This window comes from Rhodococcus sp. IEGM 1330, from assembly GCF_033142445.1.
Taxonomy (GTDB): Bacteria; Actinomycetota; Actinomycetes; order Mycobacteriales; family Mycobacteriaceae; genus Rhodococcoides.
On sequence record NZ_JAWLSB010000004.1, the window covers coordinates 220,754 to 246,739 of the forward strand.

The 25,986-nt window shown below is 65.1% G+C and carries 21 protein-coding genes and 1 pseudogene; 8 read left to right on the forward strand and 14 right to left on the reverse strand.

Features of this window, described 5'->3' with window-relative positions:
* Positions 1–36: 36 nt before the first annotated feature.
* The 7 genes from R4P57_RS11875 to R4P57_RS11905 form a co-directional block, all read right to left on the reverse strand.
* The gene (locus R4P57_RS11875; RefSeq protein ID WP_317803048.1) at positions 37–1,266 is read right to left on the reverse strand and encodes a M20 family metallopeptidase; all 1,230 of its coding nucleotides are present in this window, start codon (positions 1,264–1,266) and stop codon (positions 37–39) included.
* Entirely contained in the window at positions 1,263–2,555 is a 1,293-nt protein-coding gene (locus tag R4P57_RS11880) for a PLP-dependent aminotransferase family protein (protein WP_317803049.1), read from the reverse strand. Before R4P57_RS11880 ends, R4P57_RS11875 begins: the two co-directional genes overlap by 4 nt.
* Before the next feature lie 2 nt (positions 2,556–2,557).
* A complete protein-coding gene (locus tag R4P57_RS11885) occupies positions 2,558–3,736 on the reverse strand; it encodes a Xaa-Pro peptidase family protein (protein ID WP_317803245.1) in 1,179 nt (392 codons plus the stop codon).
* 223 nt (positions 3,737–3,959) lie between these two features.
* Complete coding sequence (locus R4P57_RS11890; RefSeq protein ID WP_230596347.1) at positions 3,960–4,673, reverse strand: GntR family transcriptional regulator; 714 nt, start codon at positions 4,671–4,673, stop codon at positions 3,960–3,962.
* Positions 4,674–4,688: 15 nt separating this feature from the next.
* On the reverse strand, positions 4,689–6,164 hold the full coding sequence (locus R4P57_RS11895; RefSeq protein ID WP_317803050.1) for an NAD-dependent succinate-semialdehyde dehydrogenase: 1,476 nt from the start codon (positions 6,162–6,164) through the stop codon (positions 4,689–4,691).
* Positions 6,161–9,073: an FAD-binding and (Fe-S)-binding domain-containing protein gene (locus R4P57_RS11900; RefSeq protein ID WP_317803051.1), complete on the reverse strand. Its 2,913-nt coding sequence runs from the start codon at positions 9,071–9,073 to the stop codon at positions 6,161–6,163. Before R4P57_RS11900 ends, R4P57_RS11895 begins: the two co-directional genes overlap by 4 nt.
* Positions 9,070–10,335 (reverse strand): aspartate aminotransferase family protein, encoded by a 1,266-nt coding sequence (locus R4P57_RS11905; protein ID WP_317803052.1) that lies wholly within the window; start codon positions 10,333–10,335, stop codon positions 9,070–9,072. The genes R4P57_RS11900 and R4P57_RS11905 overlap by 4 nt, the downstream gene beginning before the upstream one ends.
* Positions 10,336–10,429: 94 nt before the next feature.
* On the opposite strand from R4P57_RS11905, the gene R4P57_RS11910 reads away from it, so the two are divergent.
* From R4P57_RS11910 to R4P57_RS11920, 3 genes are read left to right on the forward strand one after another with little or no spacing between them, the layout of a single operon-like run.
* Positions 10,430–11,302 (forward strand): ribokinase, encoded by an 873-nt coding sequence (locus R4P57_RS11910; RefSeq protein ID WP_317803053.1) that lies wholly within the window; start codon positions 10,430–10,432, stop codon positions 11,300–11,302.
* On the forward strand, positions 11,299–11,757 hold the full coding sequence (locus R4P57_RS11915; protein ID WP_317803054.1) for a helix-turn-helix transcriptional regulator: 459 nt from the start codon (positions 11,299–11,301) through the stop codon (positions 11,755–11,757). Before R4P57_RS11910 ends, R4P57_RS11915 begins: the two co-directional genes overlap by 4 nt.
* Before the next feature lie 9 nt (positions 11,758–11,766).
* Complete coding sequence (locus R4P57_RS11920; protein ID WP_317803055.1) at positions 11,767–12,171, forward strand: VOC family protein; 405 nt, start codon at positions 11,767–11,769, stop codon at positions 12,169–12,171.
* 36 nt (positions 12,172–12,207) lie between these two features.
* Here the strand turns inward: R4P57_RS11920 and crcB (R4P57_RS11925) are convergent, their stop codons facing one another.
* Together crcB (R4P57_RS11925) and crcB (R4P57_RS11930) are read right to left on the reverse strand one after the other, a co-directional pair.
* Positions 12,208–12,582: a fluoride efflux transporter CrcB gene (gene crcB / locus R4P57_RS11925; RefSeq protein ID WP_317803056.1), complete on the reverse strand. Its 375-nt coding sequence runs from the start codon at positions 12,580–12,582 to the stop codon at positions 12,208–12,210.
* Entirely contained in the window at positions 12,579–12,998 is a 420-nt protein-coding gene (crcB, locus tag R4P57_RS11930; RefSeq protein ID WP_317803246.1) for a fluoride efflux transporter CrcB, read from the reverse strand. Before crcB (R4P57_RS11930) ends, crcB (R4P57_RS11925) begins: the two co-directional genes overlap by 4 nt.
* Before the next feature lie 107 nt (positions 12,999–13,105).
* On the opposite strand from crcB (R4P57_RS11930), the gene R4P57_RS11935 reads away from it, so the two are divergent.
* The 5 genes and pseudogenes from R4P57_RS11935 to R4P57_RS11955 all read left to right on the forward strand — a co-directional run bounded on the left by R4P57_RS11935 (position 13,106) and on the right by R4P57_RS11955 (position 18,628).
* Positions 13,106–15,223 (forward strand): RecQ family ATP-dependent DNA helicase, encoded by a 2,118-nt coding sequence (locus R4P57_RS11935; protein WP_317803057.1) that lies wholly within the window; start codon positions 13,106–13,108, stop codon positions 15,221–15,223.
* Between the two features lie 175 nt (positions 15,224–15,398).
* Positions 15,399–15,899 (forward strand): annotated as a pseudogene (ectA, locus tag R4P57_RS11940) (diaminobutyrate acetyltransferase); the annotation flags it as partial.
* Positions 15,900–15,947: 48 nt separating this feature from the next.
* Entirely contained in the window at positions 15,948–17,225 is a 1,278-nt protein-coding gene (ectB, locus tag R4P57_RS11945; protein ID WP_317803247.1) for a diaminobutyrate--2-oxoglutarate transaminase, read from the forward strand.
* A 40-nt stretch (positions 17,226–17,265) separates the two neighbouring features.
* On the forward strand, positions 17,266–17,664 hold the full coding sequence (locus R4P57_RS11950; protein WP_317803058.1) for an ectoine synthase: 399 nt from the start codon (positions 17,266–17,268) through the stop codon (positions 17,662–17,664).
* A 97-nt stretch (positions 17,665–17,761) separates the two neighbouring features.
* Complete coding sequence (locus R4P57_RS11955) at positions 17,762–18,628, forward strand: Sir2 family NAD-dependent protein deacetylase (protein ID WP_411742351.1); 867 nt, start codon at positions 17,762–17,764, stop codon at positions 18,626–18,628.
* On the opposite strand, the gene proB is transcribed toward R4P57_RS11955, so the two are convergent.
* From proB to R4P57_RS11980, 5 genes are all read right to left on the reverse strand, one after another.
* On the reverse strand, positions 18,601–19,740 hold the full coding sequence (gene proB, locus R4P57_RS11960; protein WP_317803059.1) for a glutamate 5-kinase: 1,140 nt from the start codon (positions 19,738–19,740) through the stop codon (positions 18,601–18,603). The two genes, R4P57_RS11955 and proB, sit on opposite strands and share 28 nt — an antisense overlap.
* Positions 19,741–19,742: 2 nt before the next feature.
* Positions 19,743–21,194, reverse strand: coding sequence for a GTPase ObgE (gene obgE, locus R4P57_RS11965; RefSeq protein ID WP_317803060.1), 1,452 nt, complete (start codon positions 21,192–21,194; stop codon positions 19,743–19,745).
* A gap of 175 nt (positions 21,195–21,369) precedes the next feature.
* On the reverse strand, positions 21,370–21,633 hold the full coding sequence (gene rpmA, locus R4P57_RS11970) for a 50S ribosomal protein L27 (RefSeq protein WP_032379202.1): 264 nt from the start codon (positions 21,631–21,633) through the stop codon (positions 21,370–21,372).
* 59 nt (positions 21,634–21,692) lie between these two features.
* Complete coding sequence (gene rplU / locus R4P57_RS11975) at positions 21,693–22,004, reverse strand: 50S ribosomal protein L21 (protein WP_032394581.1); 312 nt, start codon at positions 22,002–22,004, stop codon at positions 21,693–21,695.
* Between the two features lie 234 nt (positions 22,005–22,238).
* Positions 22,239–25,661 carry a translation initiation factor IF-2 N-terminal domain-containing protein gene (locus tag R4P57_RS11980; protein ID WP_411742352.1) on the reverse strand — a complete coding sequence of 1,141 codons (3,423 nt, stop codon included), beginning with the start codon at positions 25,659–25,661 and terminating at the stop codon, positions 22,239–22,241.
* Between the last annotated feature and the right edge of the window lie 325 nt (positions 25,662–25,986).

Sequence of the window (25,986 nt, forward strand, 5' to 3'; positions counted from 1 at the left end):
CAGAACATACGTTTCGGCCAACCCCCTCATGCAGCGCTAAAGTCCTGGTAGTGCAGCAATTCTGGTGGCGATCAACGCGTACGCCCTTGCGCTGTCTGTCAATTGCCGCACGGCGACGGACTCGTCCGGCCGATGTGCTTGTTTTTCGATCTCCCCCGGACCGAGCACGACGGTGGGTATTCCCATCTGCTGTGCCACAAAACCACCATCGCACGATGCCGTCCAGATGTCAGTGAATTCGGCAAAAGTGGAGCCGGCGGAACGGCCATTCGGCATACACCCGTTGTCGATAACCGATTGCACTGCGGTAGTGATCAATCCGTTGTTCACGCTGGTCAGAAAGCCCGGCATTTCCATCGCGATACCGATGTCGACATCGATACCGGACCCGGTGAGTTCCGCAGATTCGATACGTGATCGCAGATCGCCGACGACTCCGGCGGCACTTTCGCCGGGTAACAGACGGCGGTCGACGGTGACGACACACCGATCGGCGACCATCGAGGTGCCCGTTCCTCCCGTTATCGTCCCCACATTCCAGGTGGCCGGGCCCAGTTCGGGGTCGGGGTTCGCGTCCAGCTCGGCCTGGGAGCCCTCGATGATTCCGATGATGCGTGCTGCAGCAGAGATGGCGTTCGCTCCGTTGCGCGGCTGCCCCGCATGCGCGGATCGGCCACGCACCTCGATCTCGAGATTCGCCGCGCCTCGGCATCCGACGATAGTGACCAGGTCCGTCGGCTCTGCTACCACGCAACAGCTGTAATTCCGTTGCGACGACGCGGCGACGAACGCTCGGATACCGAGACCGGTGTCCTCCTCGTCGACCAGACACGCCAACGTCATCGGATACTCGTCCGCGAGACCGGCACGGTGCACTGCGGTCATCGCGGCAACCACTGCGGCCAGGCCGCCTTTCATGTCACACGCCCCACGGCCGATGATCCGCCCGTCTCGAACCACGGCGGAGAAGGGATCGGTTGTCCAGCCCGACCCCGCCGGAACCACGTCGGAGTGGCCGACGAACAGAACTCCCGGCCGCTCGTCGGATCCGATGGACACGATGACGTTGGGCCGACCCGGAGCCACCTCGACGGTCCGAACGTCGAATCCCAGTGCGCGACAGTGCTCGGCGAGCACCTTCGCAGTCTTCTCCTCCGTGTCGCCGGGGTTCTCGCCGCCGGCCTCGATCAATGCCGCCGTGAGAGAGACGATCTCGTGCTCGTCGATCGAACCGAGAAGAGCGCGTTCGGAAGTCGAGACGGTCATCGGGTGGGATCGGAGGCGAGCAGGTGCTTGGACTTCTCCACCGCTGCCGCCAGCCGTCTGATTCCCTCGTCGATACGTTCGGGCGTCGACGAGGCGAAGCACAGCCGCAACGAATCGTGGAACTTCCCACCCACCGACAACGCCGGCCCGGGTATGTAGGCAACGCCCTCGGCCAGCGCCGTCTCGAACAGGTCCTGCGTCGAGAAATCGACATCGTTGCCGCGCAACGTCGCCCAGAGAAAGAACCCTCCCTCGGGATCCGTCGTCGACATCGACTCGCCGAAGTACTTGTCGATGCTGTTCTGCATCGCGACCTTGCGGGGCAGGTACACCGAGGCCAACGATCGAAGATGCTCCTCGAGCAGGCCGCGCCGGATGTACTCGGCCACCATCCGCTGACCGGGCAGGTTGGTGCACGTGTCCATGGCCTGTTTGGCGTTGACGATCAACTGCCGCGCCTCGGGGGCGGCGTCCACCCACCCCACTCGCAGGCCGGGGGCGATCATCTTGGAAAAGGTCCGTACCGAGAAGATCAACGGGTCGTTCGGACTGAGCGTGCCGAAACTGGGAATCGGATCACCCGAGAAGCGGAGCAGGCCATACGGATCGTCGTCGAGAATCACCGAGCCCCACCGGTGTGCCAGCTCGATGAGCAGCTGACGCCGCTCGAGCGACAGGGTGACCCCGGACGGGTTCTGGAAGTTGGGAATCACGTAGATCATCTTCGGCACTCGACCCGCTCGCTCGACGAGCTCGGGCAACGCCTCGACGATGAGGCCGTCACTGTCCATCGGGGCCTCGAGAATGTCGCCTCCGTAGCTGAGCACGGTGGCGGTTCCATTGGTGTACGTGGGACTTTCGACGATCACCAGGTCGCCCGGATCGATGAACAGCTTGCATGCGATGTCGAGACCCTGCATTCCGCCGGAGGTGATCACCACACGCTCCTCGGTCGTGGGTTCGCCCACCGAATCGAGATAGGAGAGCAACGCGTCGATCAAGCCCGGATCGCCCTCGGTGGCACCGTAATCGAACGCGTCCGCGGTGAGCACGCTGCCGGCGATCTCGGTGAACGCAGCGGCCGGAACCGTCTCGGCGGCAGGAGATCCCATTGCGAATCGAACGATGTCGTGTTTCTGTGCAGCGAGGAGCGATGTCGACGAATCGATCACCGATCCCACCAGTTTGTCGGTCCGCAGCGCCCAGGGGATGGCAGGAGTGGAGCCTGCGGAACGACCCTGTGTGGCAGGAGTGGAGCCTGCGGGACGACCCTTCGTGGATGCGGTCATGCTCACTCCTTCGTCAGTAGTTCTCGGGGGTATGCGGTGAAGGTTTCGAGGCCGTTCTCGGTGACGCGAACGGCCTCGGATACCTCGTATCCGTAGTCATCCATCCACATTCCGCCGATGATGTGGAAGGTCATGTTCTCGGCGAGCACTGTTTCGTCGTCGGTGCGCAGGCTCACGGTGCGCTCACCCCAGTCGGGTGCGTAGGCGATGCCGATCGAGTAGCCGATGCGCGACGGCTTGTGCAGTCCGTGCTTGGCCAAGCTCGTGTTCCATACCTGGGCCAGGTCGGTGGCGGTGACGCCTGCCCGCACGGTTGCGAGCACGTCGTTCAATGCTTCCCCGGTGGACTTGGCGAGGTAATCCAAACGCGGGCTGGGCTTTCCGAGCACGATCGTGCGGGCCATCGGGATGTGGTAGCGCCGAAACACTCCGGCCAGTTCGACGACGGTGGTTTCGCCCCGCACGAAGGGTTGGTGCGACCAGGTCAGATGGGGGGTGTCGGCTCCGGCACCGGTGGGCAGCATCGGGACGATGGCCGGATGGTCGCCGCCGAACTCCGCGGTGCCGCGTACCTGCGCGTTCATGATGGCTGCGGCCGCGTCGCACTGCCGCTCACCGACCGAGATCGATTGGTAGGCAGCTGACATCGCGGACTCGCAGACCGTCGCGGCACCGCGCATCAGCGCGATCTCCGCGGGCGACTTGACCACTCGCACCCAGTTGATGAGCTCGTAGGAGTCGGTGAACCGGTATTCGGGCAGCGACTTGACCAGAGCCTCGAACGCCTTGGGACTGAAGTAGTACGAGTCCATCTCCAGACCGACCTGGCCGTGCTCGAAGTTGTTCACCAGTCCCAGTTCACGCAGCTTCGCGGCGACCCAGACGAATGGGTGGGTGTCCTTGCGCTGCACGAACGTCTCGGGGTAGCCGAACGTCCGATCCTGCGGCAGCCACGACGTGCGAAACGCGCCGTTGGCGTCCATCTCGCGGGCGAAGAAGTACATCTCGCCGTCGAGGGGCACGTACAGCATCTGCGGGGTGTAGAACGAGAGCGCGTTGTACCCGAGCAGGTAGTAGAGGTTCGCGGGATCGGTGACGATGAGCGCGGTGAGGTTCTGCGCTGCCATCCGCTCTCGGACGGCAGCGAGCCGGGCGGCGTATTCCTCGTCGGTGAACGTGATCGGCGTGCTGTTCGGAACATCGGGGTACCGAGCCAGGCCGGGAGCGGCCCGTCCTGCGGTCTCTTCGGGTCCGAGTGCGGTGACGTATGCGGCGTCGGGTGAGTCGTTCACGGGCACCCCCTTCAATGTGGTCGATTTAGTAGATTGTTGACAATCAGGCTAGGCGCTGTCGTGAGAGGTTCGCAAGACTTCGGATGTAAATGCTGTGTTGCCAGACCCGCGACTATCCCGGAGTGGCCAATGCCGAGTGTTCGGCCTGCTCCTCGTCCATGGCGCGGGTCAGGTCGTGGATGGCGGTGTCCATGTGCTCGTGTACGCCCTTTTCCAGTGCGTCCCAATCCGAACCGAGCAACAGGTCGACGATCAGCTGATGTTCCTCCACCAACGCCTCGGGCCGGTAGTACGCCGTTTCGAGGTTGGCCATGCAGATTCGCGCCTCTGCCGCGAGCGTGGCGTACATCCGCGACATTCGGCTGTTGCGCGTCGCCGCGACCAGTGCGGTGTGAAACGCCAGATCCCGTTCGGCAAGACCTCGCCAATCCGCCCGATCGATGAACGGCTGCATCTGCATCACGATGGCCGAGAGCTCATCGGCGGCCGACACCAAGCGCGCACGATCACCGTGCACCAGCGTCCACGCGGCACCGACCTCGATCGCCGCGCGGGATTCGTAGATCTCGGTGACATCCTCACTGCTCAGCTCGACGACGAACACGCCTCGATTCCGGTAGCTGACGAGCAGCCCCTCCTGATTGAGGCGCTGCAGCGCCTCCCGCACCGGTCCCCGCGAGATCTCGAGCTCCGCGGCGACGTTGGCCTCGTTGATCTGTTCCCCGGGAGCGTAGGACCCGTCGATGATGCGGTCGCGAATCTGGTCGGCAATGACCATCGACGTGTTGCGTGCGTCGATGGGCGTCAGTCGTCTCGAACTGGGCATGATCGAAAACCTTTCTCAGCCTCGGGGAATGGCGAAGTATTTGTACTCCAGAAATTCGTCTATTCCGACTTTTCCGCCCTCGCGGCCGAGTCCGGACTGTTTGACGCCACCGAACGGCGCAGCCGGATTGGACACCAGACCTGTGTTGAGGCCGACCATGCCCACCTCGAGGCGCTCCCCCATCCGCAGAGCACGGTCGATGTCCTGGGTGAAGACATATCCGACGAGTCCCCATTCGGTGTCGTTCGCGAGGGCGATCACCTCGTCCTCGGTGTCGAACGGGACGATCGCTGCCACCGGTCCGAAGATTTCCTGTGACATCAGATCCGACGCCGCGTCGACATCCGTGAGGACCGTCGGCGGGTAGAAGTAGCCGGGTCCGTTCGGGGCCTCTCCCCCGACGATCGCACGTGCGCCGCGCCCGAGGGCGTCGTCGACGAGTGTCTGCACCTTGGTGCGGCCCGCGTCGTCGATCAGCGGACCCACCTCGGTTCCGTGCGCACTACCGGCTCCCACCGACAGCGCACCCATGCGCTCGGCGAGCTTGTCCGCGAACTGCGCTGTGACACTTCGGTGTACGAAGAATCGATTGGCGGCGGTGCATGCCTCACCCATGTTGCGCATCTTGGCGACCATCGCACCGTCGACGGCGCGTGCGAGATCTGCGTCGTCCATGACGATGAAGGGTGCGTTGCCGCCGAGCTCCATCGAGGTACGCATCACCGTCGATGCAGCTTGTTCGAGCAGAATCTTGCCCACCGCAGTAGATCCGGTGAAGCTGATCTTGCGGGCCGCGCCGCTGCTCATCCACGAGCCCACGACACCCGACGCGTCGGTGGTGGTCACGACATTGACCACTCCTGCCGGAACACCCGCGTCGTGCAGGATTCCGGCCAGGGCCAGTGCTGTCAGCGGCGTTTGCTCGGCCGGCTTGAACACCACGGTGCAGCCTGCTGCCAGCGCCGGGCCGATCTTGCGAGTTCCCATGGCCAACGGGAAGTTCCACGGAGTGACGAGAATGCACGGTCCCACCGGTGCGCGGGTGACCACGATGCGGTTCTTCCCATCTCCGGTGAGGGTGTGATCGCCCGAGATGCGTACCGCCTCCTCGGAGAACCAGCGAAAGAACTCGGCACCGTAAGCGACCTCACCACGAGCGTCGGCCAGGGGCTTTCCCATTTCCGCGGTGATGATCGCAGCGAGCTCCTCCGACCGCGCCATGATCAATTCGTATGCTGTGCGGAGGATTTCGCTGCGTGCACGCGGCGGCGTCGCGGCCCAGTCGGCGGCGGCGTCGACCGCTGCGGCCATGGCGTTCTCGGCATCGTCGATGCTGCCGTCGGCGACCCTGGCGATGACCTCGCCGCTGGCGGGATCGATGACATCGAACCGGGCATCGGACGCTGCGGCGGTCCATGCGCCTCCGATGAACAGTTCGGTCGGAGCAGTGATGGTGGGACGAGTGAGGCTGGTGGTCGAACTGGCGGTCATGGCCGCGGTCCTTTCGTCGAACGTGGATCGAGTATCTGCGCCAGGTGCACGGACGCATCGCTCGTCAGGTCACCGGTGAGTTGACGCACCTGCATGTGGCAGGAGAATCCGTCGGTCAGAATCGGGGTGTCGGGCTCGGCGGCACGAACCGCTGGGGCGAGGGCCTGCTCGGCGACGGCCATGCTGAGCTCGTAGTGCCGAGCCTCGAAGCCGAAATTGCCTGCCACCCCGCAGCATCCGGTGGCCTCGCGCACCGCCTCGATACCGACTGAGGCCAATGCCGTGCGCTGAGTGGCGTTGCCGAACACCGCGTATTCGTGGCAGTGAGTCTGTACCGTCACCGAATCGGGAACCTCGGCCGAGGGCACCCACCCGGCGGCGGCCTGATCGATCACCGCTCCCGCGAAACTCTGCACCCGCGCCGCGACCCGTCTCGCGGCCGCAGTGGGAACCAGCTCCGGCATGTCCTTGCGAAACGCCGCTGCGCAGCTCGGTTCGGTGACGACGATGGGCCGGTCGGTGCCGTCGTCCAGTGCAGTAACGGCTTTCGTGAGGTGTTTGCGGGCGGCCTTCAGCTGGCCCGTCGAAATCCAGGTCAGACCACAGCACACGTCGGTCCGGCATTCGGTGCTGCGGCCGGAGTCCTCGAGCACACGCTGCGCCGCGCCCGCGACCTCGGGGCGAAAGCCCTGGGTGAACGTGTCGACGACCAACACGACATCGGCGCCGCGGCCGCCGCCGATCCGTATTTCGCGAGCCAGCTCCTTCGCCGATGCGAAGCGCGGCAACGGCCGCTCGGTGGTCAGCCCACCGAGCCGAGCCGCCAGCGCCGCGATGCGCGGGGTGAGCAGACGGTTGAGCAGCGGTGCCGTTCGCTGCGTCACCTTCAGCCAGCGGGGCAACCAGCCCAGCGAATAGTGCGAGAGTGGCCGCAGTCGCCCCGCATAGTGATGATCGAGGAACTCGGACTTGTACGTCGCCATGTCCACTCCGACCGGACAATCCGACGAACAGGCCTTGCAGGAGAGACACAGATCGAGTGATTCGGCCACGTCCTTCGAGGCCCATCCGTCGGCAACGGTCGGCGAGCTGCGCACCATCTCCTGCAATACCCGGGCCCGACCCCGCGTCGAATCCTTCTCGTCGCCGGTCGCGCGAAAACTGGGGCACATGACGCCTCCCGACGCTGTGCGACATTTGCCGACGCCGACACACGACTGAGTTGCGTGCACGAAGGGATCCAGATCTGCCCGCGTTCCGATCTGGTGCAGATCGAAGGTCGTCTTCCATTCCCGCTGCGGGATGCCCTGCAGCATGAGGTTGTCCATCATCGGTTCCGGATCGGTGATCGACCCCGGGTTGAGAATCCCGCGGGGATCCCAGATGCGCTTGAACCGCGCGAACGCGTCGAGCATGCGGGGTGAGTACATCACCGGCAGCAGTTCCGAGCGAGCCCTGCCGTCGCCGTGTTCGCCCGACAGGCTGCCGCCGTGCTTGACGACCACCCGCGCAGCGGCGCGCAGGAAGTCGTACATCACCCGTCGCCCGGCGTCGGTGCGCTGATCGAACGTGATGCGCACGTGCATGCAGCCGGCACCGAAGTGTCCGTACATCACGCCGGTCAGATCGTGTTCGGCCAGAAGCACGTTGAGGTCGGCGAGATAGGCGGACAGGTTCTCGGGTGCGACGGCCGCGTCCTCCCAGCCACCCCAGGACTCGACTCCGCTCGACAGGCGGGTCGCCAGACCCGCGCCGTCCTCACGTACTCGCCACAGCGCTGTTCTGTCGGCCAGGTCGGTGACGATGCGGCCTTCCTTGACGCGGCCGAGACGACCGAGCGCCTCGAGCAGACGGGCGGCCTTGTTCTCCACCTCGGCGGTGTCGGCTCCGTCGAGGTCGACGTAGAGCCAGGCGTTTCCCGCAGGCAAACCGCGGACGGAGTCCGGTCCGCGCCGGTACTCCATAGTCTGGGCGATGTTGTCGTCGATACCCTCCACCGCGGCAGGCGAGAACTCGAGAATGGCCATCACGTCGGCTGCAGCGGCCACCACGTCGTCGTATCCGAGGCAGAGCAACAGCGCAGCAGGCGGTACGGGCACGACGGCGACGGTGACCGAGACGATCACCGCGCACGTGCCCTCGCTTCCGACGAGTGCACGCGCGACGTCGAAGCCGTTCTCGGGCAGCAGATGCGAGAGGTGAAATCCTGAGACCTGACGCGGTATGCGGCCCAGCTCGACTCTGAAGAGCGCGAGGTTGTCGGCCGCCAGCGACTGCAGCTCGCGCGAGATACGTTCGGCCTCATCGGTTGCCGCCGCATCCTCCGAATGCACTGCTTCCACACCGCTACGGGTCACCCGGAGTAGGTGCCCGTCGGCAGTCACCACGTCCATGGCCACCGTGTGGTCGGCCGTTCGTCCGTAGCGCACCGAGTGGTTACCGCACGCGTCGTTGCCGACCGCCCCGCCGACGGTCGCGCGTGTCTTGCTGGACGGGTCGGGTGCAAACGTGAACGCCCCCGACGTGCGCGTCGCCAGCTCACGCTGCAACTCCGAGATCACGATTCCCGGTTCCACCACCGCAGTCCGAGAGTCGGTGTCGACGGAGATCACGCGATTCATGTAGCGGGAGAAGTCGAGCACGATTCCGCGGCCGATCGCGTTGCCTGCCATGGACGTTCCGCCGCCGCGGCCCACGACAGCGATTCCGGCTGCGGCGCACAGCGACACCACGGTGGACACGTCGTCCGCACTGCGCGGGAACACAACGGCAGCAGGCGGGATGCGGTAGTTCGAGGCGTCGTAGGAGTACTCGGCGAGCCGCCGAGACGAGTCGTCGATCTCGATTCCCAACTCCAGCACTCGCTGCACGAGTGCTGGAACTGGAGACCGAACGGAAGCAGCCGTCACAGCACGTTCTTCAGCGTGCGCGACAACGCGTCGAGGCCCTGCCGCATCTCGTCGTCGCTCACGATCAGCGCCGGGATGATCCGGACCACGTTGCCGAGCGCGCCGCAGGTGAGCAGCAACAACCCTTCGTAGATCGCACCCTGTTGCACGCGTAGAGCCGCCGCAGCATCGGGATTGCCTGCGCTGTCGACGAATTCGAGTGCCTGCATCAAGCCGAGTCCACGTGCATCACCGATGGCAGAATGTTCGGACTTCAGTGCGAGCAGGCCGTCGAGCAGCACTCGGCCCTGCACGGCAGCGTTGGCGACCAGACCTTCCTCACGCACGACGTCGAGCGTCGCGACACCCGCCGCAGCGGCGACGGCATTGCCCCCGTACGTGCCGCCCTGCGATCCGGGCCACGCCTTGCCCATCAACTCGGTCGATGCCGCGATCGCCGAGATGGGAAATCCACTGGCCAGACCTTTTGCGGTGATGACGATGTCGGGCGTGATCGTCGAATGCTGGTGGCCCCAGAACTTTCCGGTGCGGCCGACGCCTGCTTGCACCTCGTCGACGATGAGAACGATCCCGTGGGTGTCCGCGCGTTCGCGGAGTCCCTCGAGAAACTCCGGAGGCGTAGGCAGATAACCGCCGTCGCCGAGTACCGGTTCGATGATGAACGCAGCGGTATCGGCGGGACTGGACATCGTCATCAGCAGGTAGTCGAGTTCCTTGAGCGCGAAAGCGACTGCGGTGTCCATGTCCCAGCCGTACCGGAAGGCGTACGGGAACGGCGCGATGTGCACTCCGCCCATGATCGGTGAGAATCCGGAGCGAAACTTGGTGCCCGCAGTGGTCAACGACGCAGCCGCAACCGTGCGTCCGTGGAACCCTCCGTGGAACGCGATGATGTTGGGACGTCCGGTCGCCATGCGCGCCAACCGAATCGATGCCTCGACGGCCTCGGAGCCGGAGTTGGCGTAGAACACGCTGTCCAACCCGGCAGGCAAGACCTCGCCGAGCTTGTCGGTCAGTGCCAGCAGTGGCTGATGCATGACAGTTGTGTACTGCGCGTGGATGATCTTGCCCACCTGCTCGCGGGCGGCCTCGACCACACGGGGGTGGCAGTGCCCGGTGCTGGTGACGCCGATACCGGTGGTGAAGTCGAGGTACTTGCGCCCGTCCGTGCCGATGATCCAGCTGCCCTTTCCGTGATCGACGACGATCGGGGTCGCCTGCTTGAGTGCCGGGCTGAGGTGAGTGCGAGTCGACGCTGTCATGCCTGCCATCGTCACGCACCGAATGAGGATTGTCAACAATCTGCAATTGGCAGTTCGGGGACGGGTCGAACCGTCGGAGCGATACAGTTCGTCGGTGTCCGCTTCGAACCCCCGCATCGTCGTTCTCGGCAGCGTCAACATGGATCTGATCACCAGGACGCCTGCCCTGCCCGATCCCGGCGAAACCGTGCTGGGCACATCGTTCACCACCTCACCGGGCGGCAAGGGCTCCAATCAGGCCATTGCCGCCGCCAAAGCCGGTGTTTCGGTGGCGTTCATCGGAGCGGTCGGAGACGACGAATTCGGTGAGACACTGCGACAGACACTGTCGAGCGCGGGCGTGGACGATCGCGCGCTGCGCACGACAGCAGGTTCGAGCGGCATCGCCGCCATCACCGTCGACGATCACGCCGAGAACAGCATCGTCGTGGTCCCCGGGGCCAACGAACGCGTTCACGACCTCACCGACGACGACCTCGCCGTCATCTCCGACGCCGATATTCTCCTGTGCCAGTTGGAGATCCCACTCGACACCGTGGTGACCGCATTCGAGTACGCACGCTCTCGCGGCGTGGTGACGATACTGAACCCGTCACCGGTTCAGTATTTGCCCGACGCCCTGGTGGCGGCCACCGACGTGCTCGTGGTCAACGAAGCCGAGGAAGCCTGTCTCGGAGACCGAGTGAACGAGGTGACGCACGTGATCACCACACTCGGTGCCCGAGGCGCTCGATATCGCGGATCGGAATCGTTCGCGGTCTCCGCGCCGCGCGTCGACGCCGTCGACACCACCGGGGCCGGCGATGCATTTGCCGGAGCACTGGCCGCGTCCTGGTTCGACGGCCCGCGCGCGGCAGTCGAATGGGCCTGTGTTGCAGGCTCTTTCGCCGCGACAAGGCCGGGTGCGAGCGCGTCCTCGGGCACTCGAGACGACATCGACGCGCTGCGAGATGCGGCCACAGGATGAACGCCCCCGGCCTCGAGGAGCTCCGACTTCTGCGCCGCGCGCGCGACCGGATGGATCGCGAATTCGCCGAACCTCTCGATGTGCCGACGCTGGCTCGAACGGCACTGATGTCCACAGCCCACTTCAGTCGCCGCTTCCGCGAGGCCTACGGTGAGACGCCCTACGCACATCTGATGACTCGACGGATCGAACGCGCCAAGGCCTTGCTGCGCCGCGGCGATGTGACCGTCACCGAGGCGTGCTTCGCGGTGGGCTGTACCAGTCTCGGATCGTTCAGTTCGCGGTTCACCGAGATCGTCGGCGAGACACCGAGCGCGTACCGCGCCCGCGACCACCGTGGCAGCCAGGCGGTGCCGACGTGTACGGCCATGATTCTGGGTCGGCCGATGCGGGGCACCGTTGCTGCCACCGAACCGAGCAGAATCGAAGAAGCATCGACGGCCGGGGCGTCCTAGCCTTTCCCCATGACACTTTCACTGAGCCACGTACACGTCTACACCGACGACCCCGATGCCTCGTTGGCGTTCTACCGCGATGCTCTGGGACTCGAGGTCAAGAGCGAGGTTGCCAACGACGGCTACCGCTGGATCACTCTGTCTCCCAACGATCAACCCGAGATCGAGATCGTTCTGTCGCAGCCCCACGCGGGCCGCTCGCAGGAACTCGGCGATCAGATCGCGGCCTTGCTCGCCAAGGGGGAGCTTCCGGGCCTGCTGTTTCGTGCCGACGACCTCGACGCGGCCTTCGAGAGAATTCGCGCGGCAGGCACCGCCGAGATTCTGCAGGAACCGACGAGTCAGCCGTGGGGTGCGCGCGACGCGGCATTCCGTGACCCTGCCGGCAACATGGTGCGCGTCAGTCAGGCGTGAGTGCAGCCCGCGGAACGAACCAGGCCAGCGCTCGCGTCATATCGACGACGCGAGCGCCAGGCCGCCGCCGCACGCCAGTACGGACGCGAGCAGGGTGGCTGTCGCGTTGACGGCGGCATCGCGTCGACGCCCTTGTTGTAGCAACCGCACGGTCTCGACACTCGCCGTGCTGAACGTGGTGTACCCGCCGCAGAACCCGGTGCCGATGACGGCTTGGACGTCGGTCGAGCCGGCTCGGAACATCACCCATCCGGCCAGCACGCCCAGCAGGAACGACCCGGACACGTTGATGCCGACTGTCGCCCATGGGAAGCTCGTCCGCGCCGCGAGACGTGACTTCACTTCCGCATCGACGAAGAAGCGAACGACCGACCCCAGCCCGCCGGCCGCCGCAATCCACAGCGCGATCATCGAACCACCCTGCCTGCCAGTGCGATTCCGGCCCAGGCCGCAAGTATTCCGAGAATAGCGCTGACCACTGCGTAGGCCAGTGCCAGCCCGGTGAACCCACTCCGGAACCCTTCCACCGTCTCGAGGGCGAAGGTGCTGTACGTGGTGAAGGCGCCGCAGAACCCGGTACCTCCCAGCAACCGCAGCCTGCGCCGAACTCCTGCATCGGGTCCGCCGCGAACCAGCGACTCGAGCAGCAGGCCGAGCACGAATGCACCGGCGATGTTGATACCGAAGGTTGCTGTCGGCCACTGCGATGCCGAATGCGGGAGCTGCTCCTCGATCACGTAGCGGAGAGCCGTACCCGCCACTCCGCCGATGAACACCACTGCCAGTGCCCACAAGTGACGGTGCACGGGTCCCTGGTCGGCCGGCATCGAATCGGAATCGGGATCGACCACCGCTGATCCTCTCGAGCTGCACGTTCCGACCGTTTCCGACCGGCCCGTGTGTGATGTCGGATGCTTACTGCACGATGGAGCCTATGACAACGACCACGGAGCCCACGACCGGGAACTTGCGCGAGAGCGCCGAGGAGTTGTTGCGCGAACTCGCCGGCCCGGATGCGGTGCTGCGGGAAGACCAGTGGACGGCCATCGAGGCCCTCGTCGTGCACCGGCGGCGGGCGCTGGTGGTGCAGCGGACCGGTTGGGGCAAGTCGGCGGTCTACTTCATCGCGGCGAAGCTGCTGCGCGCACAGGGCCTGGGTCCGACGGTGATCGTCTCTCCGCTGTTGGCGCTGATGCGTAACCAGGTTGCCTCCGCCGAGCGGGCAGGCGTCCGTGCGGCGACAATCAACTCCGGGAACATGACCGAGTGGGACGACATCCACCAGCAGGTCGCGTCGGGCGAGCTCGATGTGTTGCTGGTCAGTCCGGAGCGGTTGAACAATCCGGATTTCCGCGATCAGGTATTGCCGTCCCTGGCCGGTGACGCCGGGCTCGTGGTTGTCGACGAGGCGCACTGCGTGTCGGACTGGGGCCACGATTTCCGGCCGGACTATCGACGCATTCGCACCCTGATCGCCGAGTTGCGCGACGGTATCCCCGTGCTCGCGACCACGGCGACGGCGAACGACCGCGTGGTGGACGACGTCGCGGCGCAGCTGGGTGTCGGCGGCGGCGACACGCTCGTCCTGCGCGGCGGGCTCGCACGCGACTCTCTGCGCATGGCGGTGGTGAAGATCGACAACGCCACCGAACGGGCGGCGTGGCTCGGCGATCACCTGAAGACGCTGCCCGGTTCGGGAATCATCTACACCCTGACGGTCTCTGCGGCGAAGGATCTCGCGGCGCTGCTGACCGATCAGGGGCACGTCGTGGCGTCGTACACCGGTCAGACGGACCCGACCGAGCGCGAATCGCTCGAGGGCGACCTGCTGGCCAACCGAGTCAAGGCCCTGGTCGCCACGTCCGCACTGGGCATGGGCTTCGACAAGCCCGACCTCGGCTTCGTCGTCCACATGGGGGCACCGTCGTCTCCGATCTCGTACTACCAGCAGGTCGGCCGAGCCGGTCGCGCTACCGAGCGAGCCGATGTGGTGCTGCTTCCCGGCCACGAGGATCGGCAGATCTGGAGCTACTTCGCCTCCGTCGCGTTCCCCCGCGAGCATCTGGTGCGGCAGGTCATCGATGCCTTGAACACCGACAAGGCACAGTCGACGCAGGCGCTCGAGCCTCTCGTCGAGCTCAATCGCAGCAGGCTCGAGATGGTGCTGAAGGTTCTCGACGTCGACGGCGCGGTCAGACGCGTTCGTGGCGGTTGGATGGCCACCGGGGAGGAGTGGACATACGACGCGGCCCGCTACGAGCGTCTCGAACAGGCCAGGGACCGCGAACAGCAGGCAATGATCGACTACCAGGGCACCGACGGCTGCCGGATGGAGTTCCTGCGGAGGCAACTCGACGACCCGGATCTGGGCGCACCCGGTAGCGAATCCGACAGATGCGGGCGGTGCGACAACTGCACGGGTGAGTACTTGTCGGCAACGGTGGATGCGGCCTCGGTCGACTCGGCGAGGGCACGACTGGATCGGCCGGGCATCGACCTGCAGCCCAGAAAGCAGTGGCCCAGCGGCATGAAGAAGCTGGGTGTCTCGCTCTCGGGCAAGATCGCCGACCCACACGAACCCGGGCGCGTACTGGGCCGGCTCACCGACCTGGGCTGGGGTAGCCGCCTGCGTGCCCTGCTCGATGCACCCGATGCTCCGGCCACCGATGCATTGGAGAAGGCATGCATCACCGTGCTCGCCAACTGGGATTGGAAGCAGCGACCCACTGCCGTTCTGGCTCTCGACTCCCCTACCCACCCGCTCCTGGTGCGGTCGATCGCCGCGCGATTGGCGTCCGTGGGCAAATTGCAGGATCTCGGGGTGATGCAGGTCAGGCCCGATCATCCGCCGGTATCAGCCGCCAATTCGGCGTTTCGGGTCGCCGGGCTGGTGGACTCGTGGGAGGTTCCGGACGTATCGTCCGTGCCAGGGCCGATTCTGTTGATCGATCTGCTGACCGACACCGGGTGGACGTTCACCTGTGCCACGTCTGCTCTGACGTCAGCGGGCGCTTCGGCGGTGTTGCCGTTCGCCTTGGCAACGCCGAAATAGCAATTCTCGGCAAACCGGGGTTTATACCGCGCATTTCTGGGTAACGCCTGCCGGGCACCGATCGTGTGAGCACCATCACATTCGGCGGTTAACCTGGGGAAGCATGTCCGATTCCGGGGTCGATTTCCCGGCGCACTCGATATGCCTCGGCGACCTTGTTACGTTTGTATTTCCTATGAAGCCCGCATTGCTGAGAGGTACCCCATTCACTGCGCCGGACGCAGTGAAGTTTCGTAAGCCACAGATCTCCGACGGAGTCCGGCTCTGGGAGATCGCAAGAGATTCGCGAGTTCTGGATCTCAATTCCAGCTACTCGTACGTATTGTGGTGCCGTGATTTCGCGGCCACCACAGTCGTATCCGACATCGACGGCCGCGCAGTCGGTTTCGTCACCGGATACATCCGCCAAGACGCCCCGCGCACTCTGTTCGTGTGGCAGGTCGCCGTGGATGCGGACCAGCGTGGCAAGGGACTTGCCGGTCGCATGCTGATGGAGCTGCTCGACCGCCTCGAGCCACAGGGCATCACGCATCTCGAAACGACGATCAGCCCGGACAACGAAGCGTCCATCGCAACCTTCACGAGCCTCGCACGCAAGCGAGGAACCGACATCGTCAGGTCGGATTTGTTCGCGCCCAACGATTTCCCTGATAGCCACGAAGCCGAGGAGCTCTACACGGTAGGGCCCGACGCATCGCGGAATTACGAAAGGAACAAGCAGAACATGACCGAAAAGAACACCGTTACAACAGAGAAGCCCGATGTGTTCGAGACCGTCGAGTCCGGAGTGCGCAGCTACAGCCGCCAGTGGCCCGCTGTGTTCACCACCGCGAAGAACTCGGTGATCACCGACGAGAACGGCAACGATTACCTCGATTTCTTCGGTGGCGCAGGAGCACTCAACTACGGCCACAACAACGACATGATCAAGAGCGCGTTGGTCGATTACATCACCAGCGATGGCATCACCCATGGTCTCGACATGTCCACTGTGGCCAAGCGCGAGTTCCTCGAGTCGTTCAAGAAGAACATCCTCGACCCCCGCGGCTTGGACTACAAGGTTCAGTTCCCCGGACCGACGGGCACCAACACCGTCGAGGCAGCGCTCAAGCTCGCTCGCAAGGTCACCGGCCGCGAGGCGATCATCAACTTCACCAACGCATTCCACGGCATGACACTCGGCGCGTTGTCGGTCACCGGCAACTCGATGAAGCGAGCTGGCGCCGGAATCCCATTGGTGCACACCACTCCGATGCCGTACGACAACTACTTCGGCGGCGTCACCGAGGACTTCCAGTGGTTCGAGCGCGTTCTCGACGACTCGGGCAGTGGATTCAACCGTCCGGCCGCGGTGATCGTGGAGACCATCCAGGGTGAGGGCGGAATCAACGTCGCGCGCCCAGAGTGGTTGCGCGCGTTGGCCGAGCTGTGCTCGCGACGTGAGATCCTGTTGATCGTCGACGACGTGCAGATGGGCTGCGGACGCACCGGCCAGTTCTTCTCGTTCGAGGAAGCCGGCATCACCCCGGACATCGTGACGCTGTCCAAGTCCATCGGCGGCTACGGCATGCCGCTGGCGCTGACACTGTTCAAGCCCGAGCTGGACGTCTGGGCACCGGGTGAGCACAACGGCACCTTCCGCGGCTTCAACCCGTCGTTCGTGACGGCCAAGGCAGCTATCGACCACTACTGGTCCGACGACACGTTCGAGAAGGAAACCCTCACCAAGGGCGAGCACATCCAGGATCGATTCATCAAGTTGTGCGCCAAGTTCGACGGCATCTCCACTCGTGGCCGCGGCATGGTCCAGGCCTTGGTGTTCGACGACGCCGAGTTGGCCGGCAAGGTTTCTCAGCTGTGCTACGACGAGCGTCTCCTCGTCGAGACCGCAGGCCCCAAGGACGAGGTGGTCAAGCTTCTTCCCCCGTTGACCACGACGATCGACGAGCTCGACCGCGGCCTGGACATCATCGAAACTGCAGTGGCAAAGGTCCTGTCCTAGAGACCCGTTCGCACGCACCGATATCGAAGGAGGACATCGTATGATCGTTCGCACCACACAGGAGATCACCGGCACCGACCGTGACATCTCGAGTGAAGACGGCAACTGGCGCAGCAAGAGAATCATTCTCGGCGGCGACAAGGTCGGATTCTCGTTCCACGAGACCACGATCCAAGCCGGCACGGTGAACAACTTCCACTACGCCAACCACGTCGAGGCCGTCTGGCTGATCGAGGGCGAGGGAACGCTCACCGACCGCGAGACCGGAGAAACGTACGAACTCGGTGCGGGATCGATGTACCTGCTCAACGGACACGAACGCCACACTGTCGAGCCGCGCACCCAGATGCGCATGCTGTGCGTGTTCAATCCTCCCGTGGTGGGCAACGAGACGCACGACGAGAACGGCGTGTACCCCCTCATCGAGGTACCCGCGTAACACCGCAGTTTCTCACGGCCCGCATCGACGCTCACGCGTCCGTGCGGGCCGTCTGCGTCGGTAGCCCGTACTCCGATCGGTCGCTACCCTGGACGAAGTGAATGCATCCCCTGTGTCCGCGGCACTGTACGAGCAGCTGACTTCGCTGCTCGACGGCAGGACGGTCACCGTCGTCAGTGGCGCAGGCATGTCCACCGACTCGGGGATTCCCGATTATCGTGGCCCGCAGTCACCGCCCCGCAACCCGATGACCTTCCAGCAGTTCATCGGCGACGCCGAGTTTCGTCGGCACTACTGGGCACGCAACCACGTCGGGTGGCGACACATGGACGCCGCGGTGCCCAACGACGGCCACCGAGCACTCGCCCGACTCGAACGGGCAGGAGTCGTCACCGGCGTCATCACCCAGAACGTCGACATGCTGCACACCAAGGCGGGCAGCCGGAACGTCATCGACCTGCACGGCGTCTACGCCCGAGTTCGCTGCCTGAACTGCGAGCGATTGATCTCGCGTTTCGAGCTGGGTCGACGACTCGATCGTGCCAATCCCGGATTCCTCGAGTCGGTTGCACCCGCGGAGGGCGTCGAGATCGCCCCCGACGCCGACGCGATCATTTCCTCGACCGCGCACTTTCGAATGGTCGACTGCGAATCGTGTTCGGGGGTACTGAAACCCGACATCGTCTACTTCGGTGAGAGCGTTCCCAAACCGCGTGTCGCCGAGGCATACGATCTCGTCGACCGAAGCGACGCGCTGTTGGTGCTCGGATCCTCGCTGACCGTGATGTCGGGCCTGCGGTTCGTCAGGCACGCGTCGAAGAAGTCGAAGCCCATCGTCATCGTCAACCGCGGTACCACCCGCGGCGACGAATTTGCTTCTCTCACAGTGCATGCCGGCTGCTCGGAGGTGGCGACCGCGTTGGCCGACGACGTCGATCAGGCAGGAACCAGATCGTCGGCATGAACCACCGGGCGCTGTAGCTCCGCGGCCAACTCCCCCGTCGACCGCCCGAGCATCCCGACGAGCTCCCCCGAGTCGTATGCGACAACGCCGCGAGCCACCAGTACGCCGCCGTGGTCGACCAACGAGACCACGTCGCCGCCGTGGAAAGATCCCGTCACCGACGTGATACCAGCGGACAACAACGACCGACGCCGCTCCACCACCGCGCGCACGGCCCCCGCGTCGAGGTGCAGTTCTCCCGCGGCATCGGCGGCGTGACGGACCCAGAACTTGCGCGCCGACAACCGCGCAGGCCGGGCAGCAAACGCGGTACCCACCTCGGACGTTGTCAGAGCATGAGCAGCATCGGATGCCGCAGCCAGCAGCACGGGAACACCGGCGTCGGCCGCGAGACGCGCAGCGGACAGCTTGGACGCCATTCCCCCGGTGCCGAGCGCTCCCCCCGAACCGGCGACGACGCCGTCGAGATCCTCGGGGCTGGTCACCTCCGGGATCAGTGTCGCCTTGCCCTTGCGGGGATCACCGTCGTACAACCCGTCCACGTCCGAGAGCAGGAACAGTGCGTCCGCTCCGACGAGGTGGGCGACCAGAGCAGCCAGGCGATCGTTGTCGCCGAACCGGATTTCCGCGGTGGCGACCGTGTCGTTCTCGTTGACGATGGCCACGGCACCGAGTGAGCGCAACCGATCCAGGGTGCGCTGAGCATTGCGATGGTTGGTTCGTCGCGCGATGTCCTCGGCTGTCAGCAGAACCTGTCCGACCGTGCGCCCGTACCGATGGAACGACGAACTCCACGCATGAACCAGAGCGAGCTGACCGACGCTCGCAGCAGCCTGTTTGGTCGCCAGGTCTCGTGGACGCTTCGTCAGGCCGAGCGGTGCCATCCCTGCGCCGATCGCACCGGAAGACACGACCACCACGTCGGTGCCGCTGCGCATCCGAGATTCGATGGCGTCGGCGAGCAGATCGAGGCGACCCAGATCCAGACCGGTGTCGAGGCTGGTGAGAGCCGAGGAACCGATCTTGACCACGATGCGCTTGGCATCGGCGATCGTGCGACGGGTATCGGTGAGAGCCTCTGCGGGCGAACCGGATTCACGCACCGCCACCACGTCTACTCCTGTTCGGTATCGAGCCCGCGACGTACCTGGCGGGCATGCTTGCGTTCGGATGCGCCGATGCGCTCGACCTGATCGAGACGGGCATCGGTCCCACGGCCTGTCATCGTGATCTCGACGCCGGCCGGAGTCTGCGGTTCCCAGTCGAACGACACGTCGCCGATGGTGACCGAAGCACCGGGCTGAGCGCCGGCCTTGATGAGTGCGTCCTCGACGCCGAGCCGCGCGAGACGGTCGGCGAGGTAGCCGACGGCCTCGTCGTTGGTGAACTGCGTCTGGCGCACCCACCGCTCGGGTCGGATACCGCGAACGATGAAGCCGTCCGGGATATCCGGATCCTTGACGACCTTGAAGCTGTCGTCGTTCCGAGCGACCGGGCGCAGCACCTGACGCCGCGGCTCCGGAGCCGGATGCGCAGTGCGGTAGTCCTCGACGAGCTTCGCCAACGCGAACGTCAGCGGCTTGAGACCGGCACGCGTCACCGCGGAGATGGTGTACACGGGCCAGCCACGAGACTCGAACTCGGCGGTGACCATCTCGGCGAGCTCGGCACCCTCCGGAATGTCGGCCTTGTTCAACACCACGATGCGGGGCCGATCGGCCAGGTCACCGAGGCTGGCATCGCCGGACAGAGCCGGCTTGTATGCGGCCAATTCTGCTTCGAGGGCGTCGACGTCGGAGATCGGGTCGCGGCCGGGATCCAGTGTGGCGCAGTCGACGACGTGTGCGAGAACAGCACACCGTTCGAGGTGACGCAGGAAGTCGAGGCCGAGACCTCTGCCCTGACTCGCTCCGGGGATCAACCCGGGAACGTCGGCGACGGTGAAGGTGGTGTCACCGCTGGAGACCACTCCGAGGTTGGGTACCAGTGTGGTGAAGGGGTAATCGGCGATCTTCGGCTTCGCTGCGGACAGCACCGAGACCAGCGACGACTTACCCGCCGACGGAAAACCGACGAGGCCCACATCGGCGACGGACTTGAGTTCGAGGACGAGTTCGCGTTCGATGCCCTCTTCGCCGAGCAGCGCGAATCCGGGCGCACGCCTGGCCTTCGATGCGAGAGCTGCGTTGCCGAGGCCACCGCGGCCGCCTGGTGCGGCGTCGAAACGTGTTCCCTCGCCGATCATGTCGGCGAGCACGTTGCCCTTCTTGTCGAGCACGACGGTGCCGTCGGGAACCTTGAGAATCAGGTCCTCGCCGTTGGCACCCTCGCGGTTGCCACCCATGCCCTGAGTTCCGTTGCCTGCCTTGGCATGGCTGGAGAAGTGGAAGTCGAGCAAGGTGTGGACGTTGCTGTCGACGACGAAAACGACTCCGCCGCCCTGTCCTCCGTTACCACCGTCCGGGCCACCGAGAGGCTTGAACTTTTCGCGGTGAACCGAAGAGCAGCCGTTGCCACCTTTGCCGGCGCTGACGTGCAGCACCACGCGGTCGATGAATCGTGACATAGCTGTCTTCGATCCTTTCTGAAAGAAAAAGCGGGAGAAAAAAAGCGATAGGGGCGGACCGGTCTCATGACCCTGGTCCGCCCCTATCGGGAGCTGTGAACGTACGCCGTGGATGGTCGACTCGAGCAGTTGCCCAGTCGCGTCGCCCATCGTGAGCGCGAGCGCTGCAGAAGGACTAGGCCTCTACAGCGACCGGAACGATGTTCACGGTCTTGCGACCGCGCTTGGCACCGAATTCGACTGCGCCCGGGGCGAGTGCGAACAGGGTGTCGTCGCCGCCGCGGCCGACGTTGACGCCGGGGTGGAAGTGCGTGCCGCGCTGACGAACCAGGATCTCGCCTGCACCTACGGTCTGGCCGCCGAAACGCTTGACGCCGAGGCGCTGAGCGTTCGAGTCGCGACCGTTACGGGAGCTTGATGCACCCTTCTTATGTGCCATGTTGCATACCCTCCTCGGGGTGAATCAGCTTGGGAGAACGCAGATCTGGAGAGACCTGGTTACTTGATGCCGGTGACCTTGAGGACAGTGAGCTTCTGCCTGTGTCCCTGACGCTTGTGGTATCCGGTCTTGTTCTTGAACTTGTGGATGCGGATCTTCGGGCCCTTGGTGTGCTCGACGATCTCACCGGCGACCGAGATCTTCGCCAGCTTGTCTGCATCTGTGGTCAGGTCGGATCCGTCTACGACGAGGACCGGAGCAAGCGAGACAGCAGTGCCGGGCGCTCCCTCGATCTTCTCGACCTTGACGAGGTCACCAACAGCGACCTTGTACTGCTTTCCGCCGGTCTTGACGATCGCGTACGTTGCCATCGGAGGGCTACCCCTTGCTTCTTCGAACTTGCTCGCGTTGCACATGGCAACACGACTGGTCTGGTAAAACGTGTTTGCTTGCTCCCTATCGGCCGGCCGGGATGATGATCATCTCGGCCCGCTCGAGAACCGTTGTTTCCTGCAGGACCACTACGGCACAGCAGAACGGTGTCACCGGGAGCGACTTATCAAGGTTACGGCAGAGAGACGGCCAGGGTCAAACTGCCTGAGCCGCTAGGCATCGATGTCTACCGGAGGACCTGCAGGCCGCGCTGCTGCGCGCCGTCTGCGAGGACGTGCCGCAGGCACCTCCACCGGCTCCACGGGCTGCTCGGCCGCCGCCGTGAGCGGTGCTGACGCTTCGTCGGGTGCCGTCCCGGCCTGGTCGGAGGACGTGGCGTCCACCCGGTCGTCCGTTGCGGGTACGACGATGACCATGCCCGCGTCGGGCGCTGCGCCGGTCGGCGCGGCAGCTTTGCGAGCCACCCGCCGTCCGCGTCGAGCCTTGGGTGCCACCGGCACGGACGGCTCGGCGGAAGGCTGGTCGGCCTGAGTCTCGGTGGCCGCCTCGGCTGCCGTGACGTTCGTCTCCGCATCGGCTACCGCAGCGGCCGCTACCTCTACATCGTCGGCGGAGACCACGGTCACCACGGCGTCGCCGGGAACTTCGGCCGGTGCCGGTGTCTCGACATCGGCGGGGCTGACATCGGCCACCACGTCGTCGTGATGCGCCGCCATGGCCAGTGCCACCGGATGCGCCCGTTTGATCGACGGATCGACCACGGGGTGCTCGTGACCGTCTTCCTGAGCGTTCGAGGAGGCCCGGTCGTTGCCGTCCGACCGGTCGTTGCCGTCGGCCTTGTTGTCCTTGCCACGTCGACGCCTGCTGCTCGTTCCCGAGTTGCTGGATTCCGAACGCGACGAGTTCGACCGACCGCCGTCGTTGTCCGGCTTGGCGTCGATGGGGAACGGATGCACGACGATGCCGCGACCCTGGCAGTGCTCGCACGTGGTGGAGAACGCTTCGACGAGACCCGTACCGAGCTTCTTGCGGGTCATCTGCACCAGTCCGAGCGAGGTCACCTCGGAAACCTGGTGGCGAGTCCGGTCACGTCCGAGAGACTCGGTGAGTCGCCGCAGTACGAGATCGCGATTGGACTCGAGCACCATGTCGATGAAGTCGACCACGATCATGCCGCCGATGTCTCGCAGACGCATCTGGCGAACGACTTCCTCGGCCGCCTCGATGTTGTTGCGGGTGACCGTCTCTTCGAGGTTGCCGCCCGAACCGGTGAACTTGCCGGTGTTGACGTCGACGACGGTCATCGCCTCGGTGCGATCGATCACCAGGGTGCCGCCGGAGGGCAGCCAGACCTTGCGATCGAGGGCCTTGGCCAGCTGCTCGTCGATGCGGTGCGCGGCGAAGACGTCCACGGAACTGCCGTCGGCCTCGTATCGGTGCAGCCGCTCCATCATGTCCGGGGCCACGGTCTCGACGTAGTTGGACGTCGTCGTCCACGCCTTGTCGCCCTCGATGACCAGCGTGGAGAAGTCCTCGTTGAACAGGTCACGGATGACCTTGACGAGCATGTCGGGCTCTTCGTACAGCGTCTGCGGCTGCACGCCCTTGCCGGTTTCGGCGTTGGCCGAGCGCTCTTCGATGCTGGCCCACTGCGCCTGCAGGCGAGTCACGTCCCGTGCGAGCTCTTCTTCGCTGACGCCCTCCGCTGCGGTGCGGATGATGACGCCCGCCTCGGGAGGCACGATGTCGCGGAGGATTTCCTTGAGCCGCTTGCGCTCGGTATCGGGCAGCTTGCGGCTGATGCCGGTGGAACTGCCACCGGGCACGTAGACGAGGAAGCGACCCGCGAGCGACAGCTGCGTCGTCAGGCGAGCACCCTTGTGCCCGACCGGGTCCTTGCTGACCTGGACGAGAACCTGATCGCCCGGCTTGAGAGCCTGCTCGATCTTCCGTGAGTTTCCGCCCAACCCTGCAGCGTCCCAGTTGACCTCGCCTGCGTACAGCACACCGTTGCGGCCACGGCCGATGTCGATGAAGGCTGCTTCCATGCTGGGCAGCACGTTCTGTACGCGGCCCAGGTAGACGTTGCCGACCATCGACGCGGTGGCACTGCTGGTGACGAAGTGCTCGACGAGCACACCGTCTTCGAGCACGGCAACCTGTGTGGTCAGCGGGTGATCCGGTGTCGCCTTCTCGCGCACGACCATGACGCGGTCGACGGATTCGCGGCGCGCCAGGAACTCGGACTCGGTGAGGATCGGCGGCCGACGACGGCCGGCATCGCGCCCGTCGCGGCGGCGCTGACGCTTGGCCTCGAGTCGCGTCGAACCGGTGATGCCCTGGACCTCGTCCCGGGGTGCCCGGCTCTTGTTGCGTGGCTCACGCTCGTGCACGACCGTGTTGGGCGGATCGTCCTCGGACGACGCGCCCTCGGCAGCGGCCTCGGCTCCGGTCTTGCGCCGGCGACGACGACGGCGACGACGGCTGGAGCCGTCTCCGTTGTCGGAGTCGTCGTAGTTGTCCTGGGCACCCGAATCGGACTCGTCGTCGCCGTCCTCGGCCGAGGAGTCTGCGGTGCGCGTGTCGTCGGCGGAGTCGGTCGAATCCGAGTTCTGCCGGTCCGAGGTACGGCTGCGAGTGCGTGATCGACGCGAGCGTCGTCCCGAGTTCGACTGCTGCTCGTCACCTGCCGAGGACTCGTCCGAGTCTGCGTTGCCGTTCGATTCCGCGTCGGTCGACTCTTCGGTATCGGAGTCGTCCTCGGAATCGTCGTCGTTCGAATTGTCGTCGTTCGAATTGTCGTCGTTCGAGTTCTCGTCCGAGGACTGCTCGCCGCGACCTCGGCCGCGGCCACGGCGGCCGCGCCGACGGCGTCGAGGCTGAGACTGATCGTCGTCGCCGTCACCGTCGGTCGAGCTCTCGGCGGCGGACGAATCGTCGGCCTCGGAAGACGAGGACCGGTCGGTCGCGACGGCAGAGATCTCGGGTGCACCGGTCGCAGGCGTCACTGCGGACTCACTGCTGTCGGTGTCAGCGCTGCTCTCGGTGTTCGCCACGTCGTCCTTGGGCGCGGCCTTGCGGCTGCGGCGACGCCGAGCCGGGGGCTCCGCCGGTGACTCCGTCGATTCCGTCGCCGGGTCCTCGACTGCGGCAGGCTGCAGAAACAGTGGGGTGGCGAATGTCGTCGCTGTGGGCTGGTCGGTCGTTGCTGCGGGCTGGTCAGCCTTCGGCTCCGGTGCGGGCGCACTTGTGAACAGCTGTGGCTCGGACCACGGAACCTGGCCTGCGGGCTCATCGGCAGCAGGCACCGGAGTCGGCTCGGCAGCCGACGAATCGACTGTCGGCGCTGCGGGCGCGTTGACCGAATCACGAACGGACTCCGCAACGTCACGGCTCAGGCTCGACTGAGCACTGCGCGCTTCGATGCCGAGCTCACCGAGGGTGACCAGCAACTGCTTGCTGGTGACGCCCAGGATCTTGGCCAGTGCGTGGACGCGCAGCCTGGTCGGCAGCTCGATGGTGTCGGGTTGCGCAGACGACACCGCGTCGGTTTCCACAGACGACACCGGGCCGGGGGGCTCCGTACGTCCTGCGTTTTCGTTCTGTACATCTTCGGGCGGGCTTTGATCGGCCACGTAGTCTCCTCGGGCCCCCGGGCGCGTCCATCCGACTTCGGGTGTGACGCGGCCACGCGAGGGCAATCCTTGTGTACTCACGTCGGGTTGGACGTCAGCTGTTCGGTCTCGCTCCGCACCCGAGCCGATGACCACTTCGTAGTTCTCGGTGGTCGACGACAGCGTGTGCAGTGCCTGGCTGGATGGTGGGTACCGGCGATCCGAGCGCCTGATCATCAAGCAAGAACGCGAACGAGCCTGTCTCTCGTTCGAGCATCTGCGATGACGGGCAGCGGATAGACGACAGTCATCCGATCGAATCCACGACACCGGTCTAGCGAACTTC

Excerpts from the sequence above, each read along its gene's own strand:
- rpmA (WP_032379202.1), bottom strand. The coding sequence starts at position 21,633 with ATGGCACATAAGAAGGGTGCATCAAGCTCCCGTAACGGTCGCGACTCG.
- crcB (WP_317803056.1), bottom strand. The coding sequence starts at position 12,582 with ATGATCGCGCTGTGGATTGCGGCGGCCGGCGGGCTGGGGTCGGTCGTT.
- R4P57_RS11920 (WP_317803055.1), top strand. The coding sequence starts at position 11,767 with ATGACACTTTCACTGAGCCACGTACACGTCTACACCGACGACCCCGAT.
- R4P57_RS11875 (WP_317803048.1), bottom strand. The coding sequence starts at position 1,266 with ATGACCGTCTCGACTTCCGAACGCGCTCTTCTCGGTTCGATCGACGAG.
- R4P57_RS11880 (WP_317803049.1), bottom strand. The coding sequence starts at position 2,555 with ATGACCGCATCCACGAAGGGTCGTCCCGCAGGCTCCACTCCTGCCACA.
- R4P57_RS11890 (WP_230596347.1), bottom strand. The coding sequence starts at position 4,673 with ATGCCCAGTTCGAGACGACTGACGCCCATCGACGCACGCAACACGTCG.
- obgE (WP_317803060.1), bottom strand. The coding sequence starts at position 21,194 with ATGTCACGATTCATCGACCGCGTGGTGCTGCACGTCAGCGCCGGCAAA.
- R4P57_RS11935 (WP_317803057.1), top strand. The coding sequence starts at position 13,106 with ATGACAACGACCACGGAGCCCACGACCGGGAACTTGCGCGAGAGCGCC.
- R4P57_RS11915 (WP_317803054.1), top strand. The coding sequence starts at position 11,299 with ATGAACGCCCCCGGCCTCGAGGAGCTCCGACTTCTGCGCCGCGCGCGC.
- ectB (WP_317803247.1), top strand. The coding sequence starts at position 15,948 with ATGACCGAAAAGAACACCGTTACAACAGAGAAGCCCGATGTGTTCGAG.
- crcB (WP_317803246.1), bottom strand. The coding sequence starts at position 12,998 with ATGCCGGCCGACCAGGGACCCGTGCACCGTCACTTGTGGGCACTGGCA.
- rplU (WP_032394581.1), bottom strand. The coding sequence starts at position 22,004 with ATGGCAACGTACGCGATCGTCAAGACCGGCGGAAAGCAGTACAAGGTC.
- R4P57_RS11895 (WP_317803050.1), bottom strand. The coding sequence starts at position 6,164 with ATGACCGCCAGTTCGACCACCAGCCTCACTCGTCCCACCATCACTGCT.
- R4P57_RS11905 (WP_317803052.1), bottom strand. The coding sequence starts at position 10,335 with ATGACAGCGTCGACTCGCACTCACCTCAGCCCGGCACTCAAGCAGGCG.
- R4P57_RS11950 (WP_317803058.1), top strand. The coding sequence starts at position 17,266 with ATGATCGTTCGCACCACACAGGAGATCACCGGCACCGACCGTGACATC.